This is a genomic window from Paenibacillus sp. VCA1, from assembly GCF_031583795.1.
Classification (GTDB): Bacteria; Bacillota; Bacilli; order Paenibacillales; family Paenibacillaceae; genus Paenibacillus_AQ; species Paenibacillus_AQ albilobatus.
In genome coordinates this window covers 170,436-190,274 of the sequence record NZ_JAVLSX010000010.1, presented here as the reverse complement: position 1 = coordinate 190,274, position 19,839 = coordinate 170,436, and the positions used below count along the sequence as shown (strand labels likewise).

Sequence of the window (19,839 nt, the reverse complement as noted above, 5' to 3'; positions counted from 1 at the left end):
GCATCCCGAAGCATGGTCCTTCAAACGACCGAAACCATCTACATACTAAGTGCAGTTCCTGAATGGGGCAGCAGCTCATGGTCTGGATGAATCTCCCGCATCGTCTTTGGCAGATAGTCAGCCAGCGCCTGCTGCAGGGTTCCTTTCGTCACGGCTTTGGCATCGAAGGACAAGCCGTTTCGAATCATCATTTTGACGGTTTCCGGCCGGAGCCCCGTGATGACGGTTTTGCAACCCATCATTTTAATGCCGTCGATCAGGTTGATCAGCCGATGGATCACCTCCGGTTCAATCCCGATGACGCCCGACAAATCGATGATGAGCATCTGAATGTTTTCCTTGCCGATTTGATCGATAACCTTTTCTTCCATAACATCGGAGCGGACGTTATCGATCGAGCCGATCAGAGGCAGAATTGAGATCGATTGGCTGAGCGGGATGAACGGCACCGACAGCTCCATAACCATCTCCCTTTGGCTCCGGATCAAATCGTCCTTGAATTGGGAATAACTCATGAAGAAGTGGCTGAGAAAAAGATCCAGCAGCTCATTGATCTGCTTCTCCAAACCGTAAAAATCTTCCTTGCTTGACGTTTTTCCGTTGATGCGGTCATAGTTGTACAGAAAATCCCACATGACGCGGCGTACGGCCTGAATCCACTCCAGTTTGAAGGCCAGGGTCAGCGAGTGTTTCGCCCAGGTGATGCCCTCTGCTTTGGCGAAAGAAATCACCTCGTATTCTTTGCCTTCGACGATGTACAATACGAGTTTATGGGCGTTGTCCAGAAGGTTGATATTTCCGATATCGAGAATCTCGTTGATTTTATCTTTGACGGTGACCGCTTCGATCTGCAGCCGCTGTTCGAACATGTCCCGGTTTTGCCGGAAAAAATCGGTTAGATTGACGCCCTTGAACGTATCGAGTTCCAAACGATTCACCTCTTTTTTTCTTCTGCTGCCCGTCCCTTTTGGGAAAACGATGGTAAACCGGGTCCCGACACCTTCCTCGCTTTTTACAGACACCACCCCGTTATGCTGATAAGCGACGGAGAATACGAGCGTGAGCCCCATGCCCGTGCCGTTTTCCTTCGTGGAAAAAAAGGGAGTGCCCAACATGTCGAGCTTTTCTTGGGGGATTCCGCTGCCGGTATCTTCTATGTAAACGGATATTTCGTCTTCGGATGCATGATGGCCGATTTTAATGGCGCCCTGATCGGGAATCGCTTCAAACGCGTTTTTGATCAAATTGAAAAACATCTTTTTCAACTGATTCCGTCTGCCGGAAATGAAATTCCCCGGATCCCGGAGGTCCATTAGTACTTCTACCCGATAAAACTGATCTTGAAACAGCTGAATGATCGATTCCAGCTCTACGGTCAAATCAATCGGTTCGGTGGCCTCGTTCTCCAAATCGGGTTTGGATACTTGCAGTAAGTTTTGCAGAATTTCGATGGCATTTTCCAGTTCGGATTGCGCGATGTCGATGTAGCTCTCGTCGTTTTTCTCCTTCAGCAATTGAAGAAAACCCTTGACGGCCGTCAGAGGATTTTTTACCTCGTGAGCGATGCCGGCTGCGATTTGTCCGACGGAAGCCAATTGCGTCAAATGCATGTCGTTTTGCAGTGTATTGCTTCGTTCCACCGTTTATCAGCCCTTTCATGCCGTGTATTCATGATATCATCTTAATATATCTTCAAAGTCAAAGGTACAAAATAAATTCAAGGTTCGAGACGCCTTTTTTACGGCATGCATGAAAGGTTCGCCGGCATCGGCCAAGCAAGCGGATCATGTGCATGGCTTGCTTCCGTTGCACCGCCCCGGATGATATGCTAGGGGGAAAGCGACTAATTTGAATGGATATAGGTGTGGATAAAAATGACGATCAAAGCTCTGTTCGTAGCCCCTTATGCGGCGATGGAGAACTTAATAGAAGAATGCGGGAAGCAGCAGCGCGACCTCGAGCTGACGGTTCGCACCGGCAATTTGCAGGAAGGCGTCAAGCTGGCGAAGCAGGCCGAAGCCGAAGGTTTCGACTGCATCATCAGCCGGGGCGGAACGGCCAAGCTGATCGGCGAAGCGGTGGATATCCCTGTCATCGACGTTCGAGTGTCCGGCTACGACATGCTCCGGGTGCTGACGCTCGCCAACGATTTTCCGCGGAAAAAGGCGATCGTGGGATTTCCGGCGATAACCGGAGGAGCCAAAGCCATCGTCGATCTGCTCGATATTTCGATCGATATGTTTACGATCCGGGACGAAAGCGAAACGGAAGCCCTTTTGCGGCAGTTGAAGGAAGACGGCTATCAGCTGATCATGGGCGACGTGGTCACGTTCGAGACGGCATCGCGGCTTGGCCTGCTCGGGATATTGATTCAATCCGGAAGGGAGTCCATCTTTGACGCTTTTAAGGAAGCGGCGACGGTATCCAGATGGCTGTCGAAAAGCAGGCGGGAGATCGAGCGGTTAAAAGGCGTTTTGCAGGCTGCGGCGCAAGACCTGATGGTGCTGTCGGAGAGCGGGGATGTCGTGTATGAGCAGTGGAAGGCGTTCGGCGCCAGACCTGAAATCAACGTTCCGATCGAAAAAAAACCGGATACCAGAGGCGCAGGCCGAGAGGTCATCCATGCCGCCGATCCGGACGGGCAACCCGTCAAAATCGTCAGAACGCGAACCGTCATCGGCGAAACCGCGTACTGGCTTTGCGAATTTTACAGGCAGCCGCTTCATCTGGAGGCAGCGGACGCCATGCAGGTCCATACGGAGCCGGCGCCGCTCATCATTCACCAAAGCGAAGCCATGAATGCATGTCTGACGATGCTCGGCCGCAGCTTAAAGTACGACCAGTTTGTTTTTATCGGCGGAAAAGGCACGGGGAAAAAGATGCTGGCGCGGTATTTGCATGATCAAAAAACGCAAGGAGACGGATATTTCGCTTCGGTGAGGGCGGCGGATTTGCCTGAGCTTGGCCCGGAGGAGATTGCCGCGGAGATTCGTACTATTTACGTGTATGCCTTTGACCGCCTGGAGCGCGGCTGGCAGGAGGGCGAATGGCGAAAAATCAGGGAGCTGAGGAAGCGGGGCGTGACTCTCGTTTTTGGCATGACTGAGGAAGAGGTTTCCGGGGAAAATAGGATTTACGAAGATGAAATCATCCATGTGCATGTCCCTGCCCTCGCCGAGCGGAAAGCGGATTTGAAGGAGCTTGTCACGGCGCTGCTGCTGCATTTCAGCCAAACGCTCGGCACCTCGGCGATCCGCATGTCGGAAAAAGCTTTGCGGCTGCTTGCGGATTACCGCTGGCCCGGCAACGTCTCCGAACTGAAAGCGCTGCTCCAAGAGGCGGTCATCCTTGAAAAAGGGTACGTGATCGATGAACCGCTGGTTGACCAACTGCTTAGCCGAAAAGGAGCAGAATCGGGAGCTTCCCCCGACCTGTTAAGCGGTACGCTTGACCAAATCGAGAAGAAAATCATCGAAAAGGTGCTGGAGGAAGAGGGCTTCAACCAGACGAAAGCCGCCAAGCGGCTGCAAATCAACCGGTCGACGCTTTGGCGCAAGTTGAAAAACTAAAACATTCCAAAAACATCTCTTTGGTTGTTTAAAAATGCAACATTTTTGATATGTTACAAATTAACATGTCGAAAACTGTTGCATTTTATTTTGTAAGCGATTAATATAATGAACGAAAACGCAATCATTTAAGGATACTGTTGCAAAATAAAACACAGGAGATGAGACAGTTATGAAAATCAAGGCAGCCATTGACAAGATTCCCGGCGGGATGATGCTGATTCCGCTGTTGATCGGTGCCATCATCCGTACGTTTTTTCCCGGAATCTTCGACTTGCCTGAATTTAAAAGCTCCTTTACGGGCGGGCTCCTGACCGGAACCTCCGCACTGCTCGCAGCTTTTTATATCTGTTTGGGGTCGACCATTCGCTTTCAGGCAACCGGTTACATTTTGAAAAAAGGCGTCAGCCTGTGGATCGGCAAAATCGGCACCACGTTTATTATCGCGCTGCTGATTAAAGCCATCTTCCCGGACCAAAACAACCTGTTCCTCGGTTTGTCCGCATTGGCCATCGTCGCTGCTTTTTCCGATACGAACGGCGGGTTGTACATGGCGCTGATGGGCCAGCTCGGCAAAAAAGCCGAAGACGTCGCCGCGTATTCCATCATGTCGCTGGAATCCGGCCCGTTCTTCACGATGCTGATTCTCGGGGTCGCAGGCTTGGCCAGCTTTCCGATCATGGCTTTCGTTTTTGCGATTTTGCCGCTGATCATCGGCATGATCTTGGGTAATCTGGACGAAAAAATGCGCGAGTTTTTAAGCAAAGGGCAGGATGTCATGATTCCTTTGTTCTCGCTGGCGATCGGTGCAAGCATCAACCTCGCCAACGTCGTTAAAGCGGGCGCATCCGGCATTATTTTGGGCCTTGGCGTCGTCGTGATCACGGGCGGCATGCTGTTCCTGATCGACCGTTTGACGGGCGGGGACGGCGTCGCGGGGATTGCGGCATCGTCGACGGCAGGCAACGCGGCCGCCGTGCCGATGGCGGTAGCGGCCGTATATACCGGATACAGCGGCATCGCGGCTACGGCAACGCTTCAGGTGACCGCCGCGGTCATCGTAACGGCCATTTTGACGCCGCTTCTGACGACGTGGTTCGCCAAACGGGCGCAGCGCCGAAAAGCACAAGTTTAAGGAGTCGTTTAGGACATGCAGCCATTTTACATCATTGCAGACGATTTGACGGGAGCGAACGATGCCGGCGTGCAGCTGTCGAAAATCGGGATCGCCTCTACCGTCTATCTCGATTTGAAAGAGGATTCCTGGACGGGACAGGCTGGCGACGTGGCGATCATCGATACGGACAGCCGCGCGGCCGGCGAACGGGAAGCCTATGAGCGGGTGGAGAAAGCAAGCGGCGTTCTTCGGGAGCGCGGGTATGTCCATGCCTACAAAAAAATGGACTCTACGCTGCGGGGAAACGTGGCCGCCGAGCTGGCGGCCGTCGTTTCGGTCCACCGGCCGGAAGTCGTCGTCATTGCCCCGGCCTATCCGAAGATGAAGCGCCAGACGATTGAAGGTACCCAATACGTAAACGGGCGGCCGGTCTCCGAAACGGAGTTCGGCAGAGACCCGAAAACGCCGGTAAAAGACAGCTATATTCCGAATTTGCTGGGCAGCTACGTGGATGCGGAACGAATTTGCCTTATCGGAGAGGAACTGCTGGCAGGTCCGTTGGAGAGTCTGACGGATATGATCGTCCGGCATGCGGAGCAAGGGCAGACTTGGTTCGTATGCGACGCCAAAACGGACCATGACCTGAAAATCATCGCGGACGCATTCGCCAAGGCGAAGAAACATACGGTCTGGGCCGGATCGGCCGGATTGATCGAATATTTGCCCGACGCGCTGCAGCTGCAAAAAACGGAACGCACGGATCGGCGGCCGAACGTAAGCCGCACGCTGACCGTATCGGCAAGTTTGTCCCGCGTGACCAAAGAGCAGCTGGAGCAGGTGCGGCGGATGGAAGATACGCGTTTCGTCGAAGTCGATCCGGCGGACCTTGTCCGCCAAACCTACGTTACGAAGGATATTCTCGATACGTTGGCGGAAGCGCCGGACAAAAAGCATTTCGTATTATTCGTGGACTCCTCGGAGAAAAATAGGGAGGCCACGACACGGCTGGGAGAGGAGCTCTCATTAAGCAAGACGGAGATCAGCGAATCGATTTCGCGGGAGCTCGGCAATATCGCCCGCGAAGCCGTTCGCGCCTTCCCCGATATCGAGGGGTTGGTCCTGACCGGAGGCGATACGGCGAAAGCCGTGTGCAGCCGGCTGAACATGAACCGGATGCAGCTTTATACCGAGGTCGAGACCGGACTCCCGCTGGGTATATTAAAAGATACGGCGGATACGGGCATGTATTGGACCGTAACCAAGGCCGGCGGCTTCGGGCACCGGCATTCTTTGGTCAACGCGCTGAAATATATGAGTGGAGAGGATGAGTAACATGAATCAAAAGAAACCTGTGATTGGCATTACGATGGGAGACGGAGCCGGGGTTGGACCGGAAATCATTTTGAAAAGCTTGAAAAACCGCGAGATTTACGATTTGTGCGATCCGCTCGTCATCGGCGACAGCAAGATTTTGGAACGCGCGAAATCTTACGTGAACAGCACCCTGCAGATCCGGACGGTGACGGAGGATCAGCTGGATCAGCTGGCGTATGAATTCGGAACGGTGTACTGCCTCGATCTGAACCTGCTGAAGGCCGATCTGCCGCTCGGACAAGTGTCCGCCGAAGCCGGCCATGCGGCGTTCGAATATTTGGCCAAAGCGATCGATTTGGCCAAAAAGCAGCAAATCGACGCGATTTGCACCGCTCCGCTGAACAAAGAAGCGCTGCATAAAGGCGGCCATCAATATCCGGGGCATACCGAAATTTTGGCCGATCTGACGAACACGAGCGAATTTTCGATGATGCTGTCCGCGCCTAACCTGAAGGTCATCCATGTCACGACGCATGTCGGTTTGATCGATGCGGTGAAAATGATCAATCCGGAGCGGGTATGTCGCGTCATCCGGCTGGCCCATGACACGTTGACCAAATCGGGCATCCAAAATCCGCGCATCGCCGTCTGCGGCATCAATCCGCACGCGGGCGAAAACGGCCTGTTCGGATACGGCGAGGAAGAAGAAAAGGTCGTTCCCGGCGTGAAAAAGGCGCAGGAGGAAGGCATCAACGTCGTCGGCCCGCTGCCTGCGGATACGTTGTTCTTCCGCACCGTGCGCGGCGATTTCGACATCGTTGTGGCGATGTATCATGACCAGGGCCATGGTCCGGTGAAGGTGCTTGGCCTCGATGCGGGCGTCAATATTACGGTCGGCCTTCCGATCATCCGCACCAGCGTCGACCATGGCACCGCGTTCGATATCGCGGGCAAAGGCATCGTCGAAGAAAAAAGCATGATGGAGGCTATCCGTCAAGCCGTCGAGCTTGCGCCGAAAAGACAATAATACGCATGATCAACACATACATGGGGAGGCTTGCGCCGAATACGGGCAGCCGATCCTTGCATTCATCCGATGCCCCAAGCGCCGAAGCATGTTTTCGGCGCTTTTTTTCGGCGTTTTTTTATTTGGAAGTTTAACGATACCGCAAATCTTAAGCATTTATAAGACCGACTGCGTGATAAGATAAAAGGGAAATGCGAGGCTTTATATGGCTGTAAGCCTGAAATGAACGGACCGGAAAAGGAGTGTTTCCTATGAATGGCGCCATGCTGATCGAAACGTACAAAAACGGTTTGGAGAGGTATTCTTTAGCCGAGCTCAGGCATCAATCCGCGCCGGAGGTTTGGTCTCTCGGGCAAATGCTGGACCATTTGGTTCTGGCTTCCCTCGATTATTTTGACAAAGTGGAGCTTTGCGCGGCCGACGGCGAAGAACAATGGCTCGGAAAAACCGAAGCGGGCGAGCGGCTGTTCGAACTCGGCGGATTCCCGCCCGTTAAAATCAGACTGCCGGACGGCCCCGAAAACAACCCGAGCAATTCCGAAAGCAAGGAAGACCTTTTGCGCGGACTGGATCAAGTGCTGCAAAAAATGAAGGCATGGGAAGGCCGGATCCCTTCGATCAACCCTCGACGCAAAGTGAAACACGGCGGTTTTGGCTGGCTGAACGCACGGGAGTGGTTTGAACTGAATGACATGCATTTGCGTCATCACCTGCGGCAGAAGGAAGAATTGGAACAAAAAGCGGGGTGCGCTAACCCGTAACAAAAAAAGGGGATGGATCTTCTCTTCTGGAAGCATTGGAAATAAGATGGGTATGTATGGTAAAATGGCAGAAAAAGAACCTATGTTCGGGCTCGGGAGGCTCTGATGATTCAGCCAAAACCGGAAATCGACGAAGCTATTTTGTTTATCCATGCGCATCTTTGCGATCCCCTTTCGCTCAAGCAAATCGCCCGGCATGTCGGGTACAGCCCTTATCATTTCATCCGCTTGTTCAAAGCGCAAACCGGCCTGACGCCGCAGTATTATATTTCGTCGGCCAGGCTGCAGAAAGCCAAAGAATTGCTGCTTCAGACGAATTTGACCGTGCGCGACGTCGCCCTGGAAATCGGGCAGCAAAGCATCGGGACGTTTACGACGCGTTTTGCCGACAAGGTCGGCGTGACTCCCGCCCATTTCCGCGATCAACACATCCTTGCCGAAACGGGTTTACAGTCGGTTCTGTCGGAGAGCCGCGAGCCATTTTCCACAGAAATCGGGCCGACTGGCGCGATCATTTCCGGCCGCGTTAATGCCGAATCCCCGATTCACGGCGTCATTTTTATCGGTTTATTTCTGAGGCCCATTCCGGATGCAATTCCCGCTTACGGCACGTTGTTGACGTCGCCGGGGCCCTTTCGGTTTTCGAACGTCAAGCCGGGAACGTATTATTTGATGGCAACGTCGGTATCGTCCGACATGCGGTCCACGGACATTTTGCTGCCGCATCGTACGCTGCGCACCCGGTTTCACGAGCCGATTGTCGTCGCGTCCCATCATCAGCGGATCGATAAGGAGGTTGCGTTGTATCCGCCAAGCATGGGCGATCCCCCGATTTTAATATCGCTGCCGCTGTTGATGCAGCGGTTTATGGCGAGGCAGCGATTTTTTCTTGAAAAGAAATGCCCATAACCGGGTCAAAATAAATAGACCGCCGGTTCCGAAAAAACGGAAAAGGAGGTCTTTTTTTGTTCAACATGCTAATATTACGCTTTTCGAAAGAAACGTATACCCTGCTTGAAAGCACTCTTACGAAGCATCGTCGGAGGTGATCATCCAGCTCACGCCGTACGGATCGACGAGTTCACCGTAATACAGGCCGTATGGCTGCCGCGCAAAAGGCTGCTTCACTTGTCCGCCAGGGGCGGACGACAGTTTGGCAAATGCGCTTTCGGCTTCGGATTTCGTTTTGTAAGATACATCCAATAGGAAGCCCGAGCCTTGCGTGAAAGGTTCTACGGCATCCGCCATAAAAATGGAGCTCCCTTCGGCCACCGTTACGCATAAATGCATCACTTTGTCTTTGAGCTCGCCTTCCGCGCCTGCGGCTTGTCCGTACGTAATAACCGATAGAATTTCGCCGCCGAGCGATTCAGCGTAGAAAGCGGCTTGGCTCCTTGCATCCTCCGATAAAAGAAAGGGTCTGAGCGTCCCCAATGTACATCCATCCTTTCCGGCTTTTTTGAATGGTACAAACTTTATTATATGCCCGGACGGTTTGCCGCGTTTCTTATCGATTGCTCACTTTCACGGGTTTTTCTTTTGGCGTGACGGCGGAAGTATAGTAGAATGAGCTTAAACAGGATGGGAGGAGGCCGCCATGAGGATCTATCTGCCACTGCAGCCGCCGATTCTGGAGCCTGTGCAGGACTCCTCTTACCGGTATCGCGAATTTTTGCCGTGCAAGGCGCTGGAGCCTTACGTGGCCTGCTATTGGACCGTAGAATTCGATGCGTCTTATGGCCGCAGGCTGCACCGCATTATACCGGACGGGTGCGTGGACATCATTTTTGACCTGAAAGCCCCGTCTTTTTCTAAAGGAGCCATGGTCGCCGGGTTCATGACTTCGTATGAAACGATCGATTTAACCGAGAGCTGCGCCTCCTTCGGCATCCGCTTTTTTGTCGAGCAGGCCCGCCGCTGGATCGGATATGCGATTTCGGGGTTGACCGGCCGCACCGTATTTCTGGAAGACGTATGGGGGGCCGAAGCAAGCTTGGTTGTGGAGCAAGTGCAAGAAGCGGACAGCGTGCAGGCGATCATCGGGCTGGTGGAATCCATGCTTTTGGAGAAGTTGCGGCACCACGAATACCCGGTTGATCCGCTCATCCGATTGGGGCTGCAGCATCTGTATGCCGGCCGGGGGATGCTTTCCGTCCGTACGCTGGCGGAAAAGCTCTGCTACAGCGAACGCAGCGTAAGGAGAAGATTCCAGAAGGAGCTGGGGATTTCCCCCAAGGAGCTTGCCAACATCGTTCAATTCCAGAGCCTTTTGCAGGAGCTGAACAAGGGGACTTCGTCCGCTTTATCCGATCTGGCCGCCAAATACGGTTATTTTGACCAACCCCATTTCATCCATATGTTCAAACGATATTACGGATTAACGCCTCTTCGGATTTTGAAGCAGGATGTCCGTTTTTTACAATCCTAAAAAGAAGGAATTCTGCGATGATATAAACAAGTTATCATTTTACTACCAAAGGGAGGATCAATCATACGATGAAACCTCGTATTTCTGTACTTACGCTTGGCGTGGACGACTTGGAAAAAGCGGTCGCTTTTTACCGGGACGGGCTTGGATTGCCGACGGAAGGGATCGTTGGGAAAGAATTCGAGCATGGGGCGGTCGCGTTTTTCGATTTGCAGTCAGGGGTCAAGCTGGCTCTGTGGAGCCGGAAGGATCTCGCTCACGAAACCAAGATTCCGCTGTCCGCCCCAAGCTCGACGGAAATGACGATCGGCCATAATGTGGCCAGCAAGGAAGAAGTGGATCAAGTGATGGAACAAGCCCGCAAGGCGGGGGCCAAAATCATTGATCCGCCGCATGATGCCTTCTGGGGGGGATACTCCGGGCATTTTATGGATCCGGACGGGCATCTGTGGGAAGTGGTCTGGAATCCGGCATGGGAGCTTGAGGAGTAGTCTTTGCCGGAAATAACACGAACCAAAGCGGAGCCGGCGATATCGAGGGTTTCACCCGGAAAGCCGCACGTGAACCGAAAATCCCTTCAGGCAAACATCGATTGCCGAAGGGATTTTTTCGTTTTTGCCGGTTCATGTCACATTCGTCGGCTTGGCAAACGTTATATAGGTGAAGTCGGACAAGAGGAGGTGATTCCATGGAACGGTTCAGCCCCGGGGCCGGAGGGTCGGACGATATCGAAGCCGTCGTGGAAAAAGTCAAATCTGGAGACAAGCAGTCCTATGCCGTTATCATACGCGCATTCGAACATCAGATGTACACGTACTGCTATTACATCCTGAAAAACCGCGAGGAAGCGGAGGATGCGCTGCAGGATATATTTATCAAAGTTTATCAGTCGATAACCAAATACAACAGGCAGGTCTCCTTTTCCTCTTGGCTGTATAAAGTGGCCTACTGCCATTGTTTGGATCAGCTCAGGAAAAAAAGCCGCCGCAAGAAGCTTATCGATGACCAAAAAGAGATGCAGCCGCTTGACGATTACCGGCAAACGGACGCCGAACGCGCAGCGGAGGAACTGCTGATGAATCTGAAGCCGGAGGAACGGCATTTGATGCTGCTGAAGGTCGTGGAACAATACAGCTTCGAGGAAATCGGGGAGATTATGGACTCTAAGCCTGCAACCCTGCGCAAAAAATACGAGCGCATACGCAAAAAGCTCATTCAGCAAAAAAGAAAAGAAGGAGGGCTAACCCATGAGCGTATGGTTAGATCAAACTGAGGAAGAGCAAATGAGGCAGATCCGGCGGACGGTCAAACAAACGAATATGCCTGAGGTTAGCTACGTGGATCGAATTATGGGGAGGATGGAACAAATGGATAGAAGAAGCAGAACAACGACTCATCGCAAAGGAAAATGGGCCAAAAAAGCAGCCATCAGCGTATCGGCGGCCGCCGTTCTCGGAGGCGTCGTGCTCGGAAGCGGTTTTGTGTCCCCGGTGATGGCGGACGCGCTGAAAAACGTTCCTTATATCGGAAGCGTGTTTCAATACAATTTTGACCCCAGTCTGAAACAGGCCAGCGTTTCGGGACTGACGACGGCGCCGAATTTGAGCGTGACCCGGGATGGGCTGACGATGAGCATCAAGGAAGTCATGTTTGACGGAACAAGGCTTGCGTTTACGATCGAACGTCAGGGCATGGATGACGATACCGTCCTGTCTCCTTACCTTCCGGAAGGAGCAATCCACGTATCCGGCGAGGCGCCGAAGAAAGTACCTGTGGAACAGCAGAAAAAAGGGTATATGTTTACGCCGGAGGTCACGATCCAAGGGGAAACGGGATTTCTCGGCTCGTTCACGGACGCGGTCGGCGAAACGGAGGACGGCAAGCTGATCCGCAATATGGCCATGTACGAAGTTACGAGCGGGTTGTCGGAGAAACAACTTCCAAGCGAGTTCAACATGACGGTAAAAATGAATGTGAGCGGCTTTAAAGAGCCGTTCGAATTCCAAGTACCCGTCAAAAACCTGGCTAAAGGAAACGTGGTGCTGCATCCAAACCAAACCCAGAGCAGCGGTTCGTTCAGCTACACCGTGAAAAGCATCGAGATCACGCCGGTGACGACGCGCCTGATTTTGGACAGCAAAGGCAGCGTGCCGTCTACCCCGGAACAGTCGGGCGAATTCAGCGCCACCAAAATGTACTACGATATCGTGGATCAGGACGGAAAACCGCTGAATCAAAAAATGATCGGATTCTTCCATCAAAATCCGAGGACCGAATACCATGAGGATGAAACCTACAGCCCGTTTGCCAAAAAACCGACCTCCATTACCATCAAACCTTATACGATGACAGTCAAAAAGGACTGGTCCGTCGTCGAGGATGAAAAAGGGAAACCGGTCAAAACGTACCACAAGGATCTTGAAATGACCATTCCGGTGCAATAAACGCGCGGCAGTCATGAACCCGTAGCTCTAACCTTTGTGACCCGATTTCTACCATGAACGAAAAACCATACAGGAAATTGGAGCGCAGGGAGCGATGGGAGGAATGATTCGTATCCGCAGCGTCTCTTAACAGCAAAATGGGGCCGCCCTAAAGATCTATGATCTTTTGGGACGGCCCGTTATTTTTGGCGCGCTGATGACAGTCGGCCGGCAATCAGCCGCCGAAAGCTGAATCTTAAGCGTCCCATGGTATCATTTCCCCTTTTTCAACAGATCGGCTATTGCGTTTCAGGGTAATATATCGTCATGCTTGCCCGTACCAAGGTATCCCCCGAATTACGGTAGGAATGGGATCGATCCGCTTTAAATCGGATTGAATCGCCACGTTTGATCGTAAACTTCGATTGATTGACTTCGATGGTCATTTCCCCGTCAAAAACGGTGACGTACTCTTCCGTACCTTCAATATGCGGATCGGCGTGATGATAACCGTCCTTTTCGATCTCGATAAAGTACAGCTCGAACCGCTGCTCCTCGTGATAAGGAAAGCAGGGGTAAACTCTATAGTTTCCGTTGTCTTCCGACAAAACGTTGATTTCATCCCGAAGCACGATTTTTGTATCCGGCTGCGGCTCGTGGATTAATGACGTAAAAGATACCTTCAAACCCGTCGCTATTTTCCAAATGGTCGTAATGGTAGGGCTTGATTCTCCTCTTTCGATTTGCCCGATCATCGTTTTGCTGACTCCCGTTAATTCCGCTACTTTATCCAGGCTTAGTTTTTTTCGCTCGCGGATGTCCTTTAAATTTCTGGCAATGACGAGATGAATTTCTTCTGCCATAGGAATACGCTCCTCAAGGATTATTTTAAGAAAAGTATACCATACGATTCGGGAACAACCCTCCATTTACAATATAACGTTCATCTTGTAATATTATAGTCGTTATGAAGTACAATTCGGATTATATAACGACTGAAAAGAAGATGAAGGAGGGAGAAAACATGCTGATCACTTCCATGCTGCTGTATGCGTTTATTTCCAGTTTCACGCCCGGTCCGAATAACATCATGGCCATGTATTTGGCCAAGAAGCATGGTTTTCGCCATACGTTAACATTTTGTTTAGGCGTGGGGACCGGTTTTTATGTCATTCTTTTGTTATGCTGTTATTTCAGTCTTTGGCTACAAGATCTCGTTCCCAAAATCGAATTCTGGATGTCGATCATCGGTTCAGCATACATGGTATATCTGGGGATAAAAATCATTCGGAGCAAAGAAGAAGGCGATCGAAAGAATGGGGAGGGGGAAAAGCGTTTTTTTACGGGCATGCTGCTGCAATTTATCAATCCCAAAGTGATCTTATACGGCTTGTCGGTAGTCTCCGTATTTGTCATTCCAAATTACAATTCAACCGCCGGCATTTGGTTGTTTGCCACTCTTCTCGGCTTCATCGGATTTGCGGGAACGGTTAGCTGGAGTATTTTTGGGGCGGTCTTTAACAAATTCCTGACGAAGCATAGGAAATCATTTAACCTGTTGATGTTTTTGTTGTTGATATATTGCGCGTATACGATTCTTAAATACTAAAATACTTCGGGATCATGTCCCTAAAATGGTTGCCTGCTTTGCAACGGGATGGGGGTAGCTGGTAGCGTTGACGGACGAAATCCAAGCTGCTCCCTTTCCGGGGCGGGCATTTCCAGGCCTGCCCCGGCAGCGCGAATTCGCGAATTGCGATGCCGGGAGGGTTCCAGTATAATGGACGTTAATTGATTCATCACTCAAACTCGGAAAGGCGGAAACATGATGTCCAAAAATGAAGCGCCATCGGTCAATCGGAAGGAAGAAATCATTTCGGCGGCGATCGAAACCTTCGCGGAGATCGGATATTATCGCGCTACGACGGCGCAGGTGGCGGAAAGAGCAAGCATCTCGCAGCCTTACATTTTTAAATTTTTCCCGACCAAAGAAGCATTGTTGGTTGCGGCTCTGGAGGCTTCCTGGGGAAGGATCGTCCAATCGTTTAAGCGCGTTGTGGAATCCGTGCCGCCGTCGGAGCTGGAGCCCGCACTGATCGAAGCATACGAAAACATTCTGGCCGACCGCGTGAATGAAATGCTGCTTCAAATGCAGGCTCAAACCATTTCCTCGGAAGTCGTTCGGGAAGAGATGCGAAAAGGGTTCCGGACGGTTCGGATCATCGTGTTGGAAGCTTTCCGCAACGCCGGAATTCCGCATCCGGAGGAGCGCACGCTTCTATTTTTGGCCAGAGGGATGTTATGCAACATTTCCATGGCGCTTGGTATGCCGGAATTGATGGAACAGTAGGCGGGGTCGAGGAAACCGCCAGTTTCAAAATTAGTTATTGACTAATCACTAACTTCGTAATATGATGATCACAATCGGTGATTGACCAATCACTAACTTAAATCGGAATGGAGATGACTTATTTATGAAAAAGACGATCGTTTTAGGGGCAACCGGAGGCACGGGCGCGGCCATCACGGCAGAACTTGTCCATAGGGGAGTGGAAACCGTTGCATTCGGGAGATCCCGGGCGAAACTGGAGCAGCTGGCCCGGCAGCTCGGGAACCCGGGACATTTGCGGCTGTCCACTGGCGATGCTTTCCGGCCCGGAGACATTGCGGCGGCGGCCGGCGGAGCGGAGGTGCTGTTCCATTGCGCGAACGTCCCCTACCACGAGATGGTCCAAAAGCTTGTCCCGCTGGGAGAATCGGTGATGGAAGCGGCCAAGGGGCTGAACCTGAAGGTGGTCGCCGTTGACGGCATTTATCCTTACGGAAGAAGGCAGATGAAGGAAGTGACCGAAGAGCATCCGAAGCAGCCGCATACCAGAAAGGGGAAAACGAGGCTTGCTTTCGAACGGATGTTATTCGAGGAGCGCTGGGACAGCGTGCGGAAAATGATTGTCCGGCTGCCGGATTATTACGGTCCTACGGCCAATGATGCCTCCTATCTGGGATCGACGCTGGCGGCGATCGCGGCGGGCAAAACCGCCTTTTTCATCGGCAACATGCGGGTTCCGCGGGAGTATGTGTATTTGCCTGACGCGGCCAAGATGATCGTTGAACTTGCGGGCCGGGACGACGCTTACGGGGAAAATTGGAACATCCCGGGCGCAGGGATCATATCGGGCAAGGAAATCGTTCGTTTTGCGCAAAAAGCAAGCGGCGTCGCGAAGCCCGTCATTCCGCTTGGCCGGGCAGGTTTATCCCTTCTTGGGCTGTTCCAACCGGTGATGAAGGAAATTGTTGAAATGCTGTATTTGACGGAGGAGCCTTTGAAGCTTAGCGGCGAAAAATACAGAAGACGGATCGGCCCGATCCCGGCAACCGGTTTTGAGCAGGGGATCTCCGAAACGATCCGTGCCTGGATGAACCGAAAATTATAAACGAACAAGGTTATTGATGAATCACTTTCCAATTGTCTTTTTAGCCGATATCAAAATGTTTGGAAGCGAGGACCGCGCTCGGAATGACGCTCAGCTTATCCGTGACCTCGCAGGTTTCCTTCCGGTTAAGCGGCGTCCCCGTCCTTTGAACACCGTTTTCCACAGGTAGACGCTTCCTACCGACATGGCAATCGAAACGATGCAGACCGCGGCAAAATGGAGGAGGCTGTTCCGGACCAGCCACGCCTCCCAATGAACCGCTTTGGCAGCGCCGCGCACCAGCACGATGACCAACGGATGCAAAATGTACACCCATGTCCGCCATTCCCGGTAACGCTTATTCGAGGTCCCTTTCCATGACAACGCCCATCGGAACAAGCAATAAGCGGCAGGGAGCGCAAATACGTACATGCTGTCATGGCGCGGAATTCCCGCCGAACGCAAAAGCAGCCCTTCCGCGAACATCGCTCCAAGCGACACCGCAAACAAGATTGCATGGAACACAGGGCTTGTCCGCGCGCCTTGTCCTTTGGCCGCTGCGGCGCCCAGAACGAGATAAACGGGAGCAAAAAACAAGCCGTTGCGCGTATAGTCGAACAGGTGAAACATCGCCCCATACGATGCGCTTAGCCATGGTACGCCTTCGATAAAGCCGTAATAGCTGTCGCCGAGCAGTCCGATCACATACAGCGTGATGGAGACGGGAAGCATCCAGTTCGGCGTTTTGCGATAAAGGAAAGCGGTCAAGGTGATGCCGATCATCAGTGCGGGCAAATACCATAAATGATAAAACGTGCCGTCAAACACCAAGTCTTTCAGCAAGGAGCCGACCGTAAAACCGTCGGAAAAATATCCCGTGTAAAGATTCAGCGGAATGTACAGCAGGATGGAGGCGCCGTATAAGGCCCCGACTTTTCGCAAATAACCGGACAGGACTTTGTTATCGTGAAGGGGATCGCCGGTCAGCTTGCGGAAAAAGAAAAATCCGGCCGTCATAAAAAAGATCGGCACGGCAATGCGGGTCAGAATGCCGCTCAGCAAAAAATCGGCGGTGCCGTTGTACGTCGAAAGCGGGCTGGTGTGATTGGCGATGACCAATAGGGCGGCCGCAAATTTCAGCCAGTCCAATCCACCGTATTGAGGTTTGGATGTCATGATTTCGTTCTCCTTGATTCAAGTTTGCCGGATTCGGGTGGATGCTTTCGATCCGTTTCTTTCTTGAACCAAGCTTACCCGCCATCATTTAAAAAGATTGAAAATATTGTTTAAGCAAATCTAAAGATTTCTAAACGCGGCGATGGTTTTTAAGCCATGACGGCGGAGGACCAAGGACTGTCGCAAATTCGAAACGAATCGGGCAGGTTAAAAGAAAAACGGCTCCGCTCCTTGGGAGCAAGCCGTTTTTTGCGCTCGAAACCGATGGGTTTAAAAATGGAATATGCCGAACTTAGCCCTTTAGCGTCCGGAGCACGCCGTAAATCCCGTTCATTGCGCCTTGGGGGACAAATTTGACGGAAACGGAATCCCGCTCCGACGTCAGATCGGCCGGAAGATCGTAGCTTTTTTCGTAAAAGGCGCGCTGCGGCCGCTCCGCAAACGGCTCGGAGACCAGCAGACGCCCATTCACCCATATGTCCATGGCGCCGCTGTGATGGAGCTTGCAGAACGTCACATGCAGCGCATTTTTTTCGCCCGGCAGCACGTTCATTTCATAACTGAACCATCCGCCGGCGTCGGCCCTTCTTCCGTTCAGCCCTTCCCAGGTACCTGAGTGCGTCCGCTCTCCCTGAACATGATGCTTCAACTCATATTGGTCGTTCCCGGCCTGCACGCTGTCGACGGTCGCTTCTCTGATAAGCCGTTCCTGACGGCTTTTTTCCAGATGATCCCCGAGTTCCTGCGAATCGGCTTCAAGGATGCTCCAGTAGATGCCGTATCGTTCCCGATGCTGCTTGTAATGGGGCGTGAAAACCAAACGTTCATCCTCATCGGTGTTCTTGAGTGTGAAGGCGAGTTCATCCCCTTGGCGGACCAAATGATCGTTTAACCGCTCAAGCCAATCCTTGGCGCTCATGTCTTTCGGTATCAAGTAATCCTTGACCTGCATCCGTTTGGTCGGGACGCTGACGATGACGCCGGTCCGCGATTCCGTCATGTCTTCGGTGCCGAGGGCGGCGCTGAGCACGACGGGGCCGTATTGGAAGGCGACGACATGCGGCGCATCGGGCAGGGCGGAGTAAGCTATTTTCATCGGAATCCGCACCCGGATCGTATCGTTGTCGTTCCACTTGCGCGAAACAAGCGCATAACCGTCTTGAACCTGGGCACTTGCGATTTCGCCGTTAATGAATATGTCCATGCCGCCGGCGGCCCAATAAGGCACGCGCAGACCGATCTCCGCTAGGCTCTGCCTTCCTCCGGTTTCCACCCGCAGCTCGGCCCACTCGGACTTCGGAAATTCGGACGTCTGGACGATTCGGATGTTCCGGTCCGCCCAGTTCAGCTCGGAGCTGACATATTGATTGACGACAAGGCGGTCGCCGCGGTGAAAATAGATGCTGTCGTTCAATTTCGTGAAATTTTCCATGCCCGTGCCGGTGCAGCACCAAAAATGCTCAAACGGCGAGCTGTACACCTTGAAATAACCGGTTGCCATCGGCTGAAAATACATCGTCATGCCCGTCTCCGGGTGTTGGGAGGAAAGAATGGCATTGATATGGCTTCTTTCATAAAAGTCGGCGTATTTTACGTCGCCTGTAAGCTTGAACAGCTCGCGGGTCAGCTTCAGCATGTTGTAGCTGTTGCAGGTTTCGCACGTAATATCGGAGCGTTTGGCGTTCAGCACGTCCGGCTCCCCGAAATGCTCGGATTCGCTGTTGCCGCCCGTCACGTAGCTGTGGCGGTACACCACGAAATCCCAAAATTTAACGGCGGCTTCGAAATAGGCGGACTCGCCTTCACCCAGCGTCAAATACCGGTTCAGCGCCCCGATGAATTTCGGGATCGTCGTATTGGCGTGTTTGCCCTGCAGAACGTCTTTGCCTTCCCGGATGGCCTCGAACAGCCCGATTTCGTCAAAGCTGTGGGCCGCTTCCAAATGCCGCGGGTTTCCCGTTAATTTATACAGGTCATACAGGCAGTCGTTCATGCCGCCGTATTCGACCCGGAGTACGATGGCTTGGATTTCGGGCGTCCATTTGGAAGTTCGGCCCGCGACCCAATCCCCCAGCTTGTTCACGACGTCATAAGCCTTTTGCAGGCCGGTGGCTTCATACACCGCAATCAGCCCGGCGATGATTTTATGCATCGTATACCAAGGAACCCATGCCGGTTTTTTGTTTTCCACGTTGTCGAACAGCACGTCGGGAAATGCGGAGACATATCCGTCTTGGCGCTGGCATTCCGCAAGCTCCGCCACGATATATTCCAGACGGGCGTGGAGTTCCTTGTCTTTGCTGTAGGCAAAAGCTTGGGAGCATGCGGTCAAGTAGTGGCCCATCGTATGCCCGCGGATTTCCGTGTCCTCCCAACCCGGGTATTTGGCGGCCTTGGGCGCAAGCCCGGCGGTTTCGCGGAAACCGGCTAGCAGGCGGTCGGCTTCGAATCTTTTCAAATAATCGATTTCTTTTTCGAACGCGTTAACGTAATCGCCGTTTCGTAAGACGACTTGGTCGAGCGGAAAATCCTTCAGCGGTTTGTTTCCGAGCAGCGTGTTCATCATGTTTGCGCACCCATCCTTTCGTATAAGACGACTACGACAAGCTTA

At 52.5% G+C, this 19,839-nt stretch carries 18 protein-coding genes; 13 read left to right on the top strand and 5 right to left on the bottom strand.

Going from position 1 to position 19,839, the window contains the following annotated elements; all coding sequences use genetic code 11:
* Positions 1-38: 38 nt before the first annotated feature.
* Positions 39-1,640 (bottom strand): ATP-binding protein, encoded by a 1,602-nt coding sequence (locus RJP21_RS22470; RefSeq protein WP_310861290.1) that lies wholly within the window; start codon positions 1,638-1,640, stop codon positions 39-41.
* Positions 1,641-1,874: 234 nt separating this feature from the next.
* On the opposite strand from RJP21_RS22470, the gene RJP21_RS22465 reads away from it, so the two are divergent.
* The 6 genes from RJP21_RS22465 (at position 1,875) to RJP21_RS22440 (ending at position 8,697) form a co-directional block, all read left to right on the top strand.
* Positions 1,875-3,569 carry a sigma-54-dependent transcriptional regulator gene (locus tag RJP21_RS22465; RefSeq protein WP_310861289.1) on the top strand — a complete coding sequence of 565 codons (1,695 nt, stop codon included), beginning with the start codon at positions 1,875-1,877 and terminating at the stop codon, positions 3,567-3,569.
* Positions 3,570-3,741: 172 nt separating this feature from the next.
* Entirely contained in the window at positions 3,742-4,704 is a 963-nt protein-coding gene (locus RJP21_RS22460) for a 2-keto-3-deoxygluconate permease (protein WP_310861288.1), read from the top strand.
* Between the two features lie 15 nt (positions 4,705-4,719).
* Entirely contained in the window at positions 4,720-6,018 is a 1,299-nt protein-coding gene (locus tag RJP21_RS22455) for a four-carbon acid sugar kinase family protein (RefSeq protein ID WP_310861287.1), read from the top strand.
* Position 6,019: 1 nt separating this feature from the next.
* Positions 6,020-7,027 carry a 4-hydroxythreonine-4-phosphate dehydrogenase PdxA gene (gene pdxA / locus RJP21_RS22450; RefSeq protein ID WP_310861286.1) on the top strand — a complete coding sequence of 336 codons (1,008 nt, stop codon included), beginning with the start codon at positions 6,020-6,022 and terminating at the stop codon, positions 7,025-7,027.
* A gap of 251 nt (positions 7,028-7,278) precedes the next feature.
* Positions 7,279-7,788, top strand: coding sequence for a DinB family protein (locus tag RJP21_RS22445; RefSeq protein ID WP_310861285.1), 510 nt, complete (start codon positions 7,279-7,281; stop codon positions 7,786-7,788).
* A 105-nt stretch (positions 7,789-7,893) separates the two neighbouring features.
* Complete coding sequence (locus RJP21_RS22440; protein ID WP_310861284.1) at positions 7,894-8,697, top strand: AraC family transcriptional regulator; 804 nt, start codon at positions 7,894-7,896, stop codon at positions 8,695-8,697.
* Between the two features lie 117 nt (positions 8,698-8,814).
* Here the strand turns inward: RJP21_RS22440 and RJP21_RS22435 are convergent, their stop codons facing one another.
* On the bottom strand, positions 8,815-9,222 hold the full coding sequence (locus RJP21_RS22435) for a VOC family protein (protein ID WP_310861283.1): 408 nt from the start codon (positions 9,220-9,222) through the stop codon (positions 8,815-8,817).
* Between the two features lie 163 nt (positions 9,223-9,385).
* On the opposite strand from RJP21_RS22435, the gene RJP21_RS22430 reads away from it, so the two are divergent.
* The 4 genes from RJP21_RS22430 to RJP21_RS22415 all read left to right on the top strand — a co-directional run bounded on the left by RJP21_RS22430 (position 9,386) and on the right by RJP21_RS22415 (position 12,660).
* Positions 9,386-10,216, top strand: coding sequence for an AraC family transcriptional regulator (locus tag RJP21_RS22430; protein ID WP_310861282.1), 831 nt, complete (start codon positions 9,386-9,388; stop codon positions 10,214-10,216).
* 68 nt (positions 10,217-10,284) lie between these two features.
* A complete protein-coding gene (locus RJP21_RS22425) occupies positions 10,285-10,707 on the top strand; it encodes a VOC family protein (RefSeq protein WP_310861281.1) in 423 nt (140 codons plus the stop codon).
* A gap of 197 nt (positions 10,708-10,904) precedes the next feature.
* The gene (locus RJP21_RS22420; protein ID WP_310861280.1) at positions 10,905-11,489 is read left to right on the top strand and encodes an RNA polymerase sigma factor; all 585 of its coding nucleotides are present in this window, start codon (positions 10,905-10,907) and stop codon (positions 11,487-11,489) included.
* Complete coding sequence (locus RJP21_RS22415) at positions 11,464-12,660, top strand: DUF4179 domain-containing protein (RefSeq protein ID WP_310861279.1); 1,197 nt, start codon at positions 11,464-11,466, stop codon at positions 12,658-12,660. The genes RJP21_RS22420 and RJP21_RS22415 overlap by 26 nt, the downstream gene beginning before the upstream one ends.
* A 278-nt stretch (positions 12,661-12,938) precedes the next feature.
* Here the strand turns inward: RJP21_RS22415 and RJP21_RS22410 are convergent, their stop codons facing one another.
* A complete protein-coding gene (locus RJP21_RS22410) occupies positions 12,939-13,502 on the bottom strand; it encodes a helix-turn-helix domain-containing protein (protein ID WP_310861278.1) in 564 nt (187 codons plus the stop codon).
* Between the two features lie 161 nt (positions 13,503-13,663).
* Between RJP21_RS22410 and RJP21_RS22405 the strand changes: the two genes are divergently transcribed.
* From RJP21_RS22405 to RJP21_RS22395, 3 genes are all read left to right on the top strand, one after another.
* Positions 13,664-14,248 (top strand): LysE family transporter, encoded by a 585-nt coding sequence (locus RJP21_RS22405; protein ID WP_310861277.1) that lies wholly within the window; start codon positions 13,664-13,666, stop codon positions 14,246-14,248.
* Positions 14,249-14,467: 219 nt separating this feature from the next.
* Positions 14,468-14,989 carry a TetR/AcrR family transcriptional regulator gene (locus RJP21_RS22400; RefSeq protein WP_310861357.1) on the top strand — a complete coding sequence of 174 codons (522 nt, stop codon included), beginning with the start codon at positions 14,468-14,470 and terminating at the stop codon, positions 14,987-14,989.
* A gap of 124 nt (positions 14,990-15,113) precedes the next feature.
* Entirely contained in the window at positions 15,114-16,073 is a 960-nt protein-coding gene (locus tag RJP21_RS22395) for an NAD-dependent epimerase/dehydratase family protein (RefSeq protein ID WP_310861276.1), read from the top strand.
* A 90-nt stretch (positions 16,074-16,163) separates the two neighbouring features.
* Here the strand turns inward: RJP21_RS22395 and RJP21_RS22390 are convergent, their stop codons facing one another.
* Both RJP21_RS22390 and RJP21_RS22385 read right to left on the bottom strand, forming a co-directional pair.
* A complete protein-coding gene (locus tag RJP21_RS22390; protein WP_310861275.1) occupies positions 16,164-17,228 on the bottom strand; it encodes an acyltransferase family protein in 1,065 nt (354 codons plus the stop codon).
* 292 nt (positions 17,229-17,520) lie between these two features.
* A complete protein-coding gene (locus RJP21_RS22385) occupies positions 17,521-19,794 on the bottom strand; it encodes a glycoside hydrolase family 127 protein (protein WP_310861274.1) in 2,274 nt (757 codons plus the stop codon).
* Positions 19,795-19,839 lie beyond the last annotated feature (45 nt).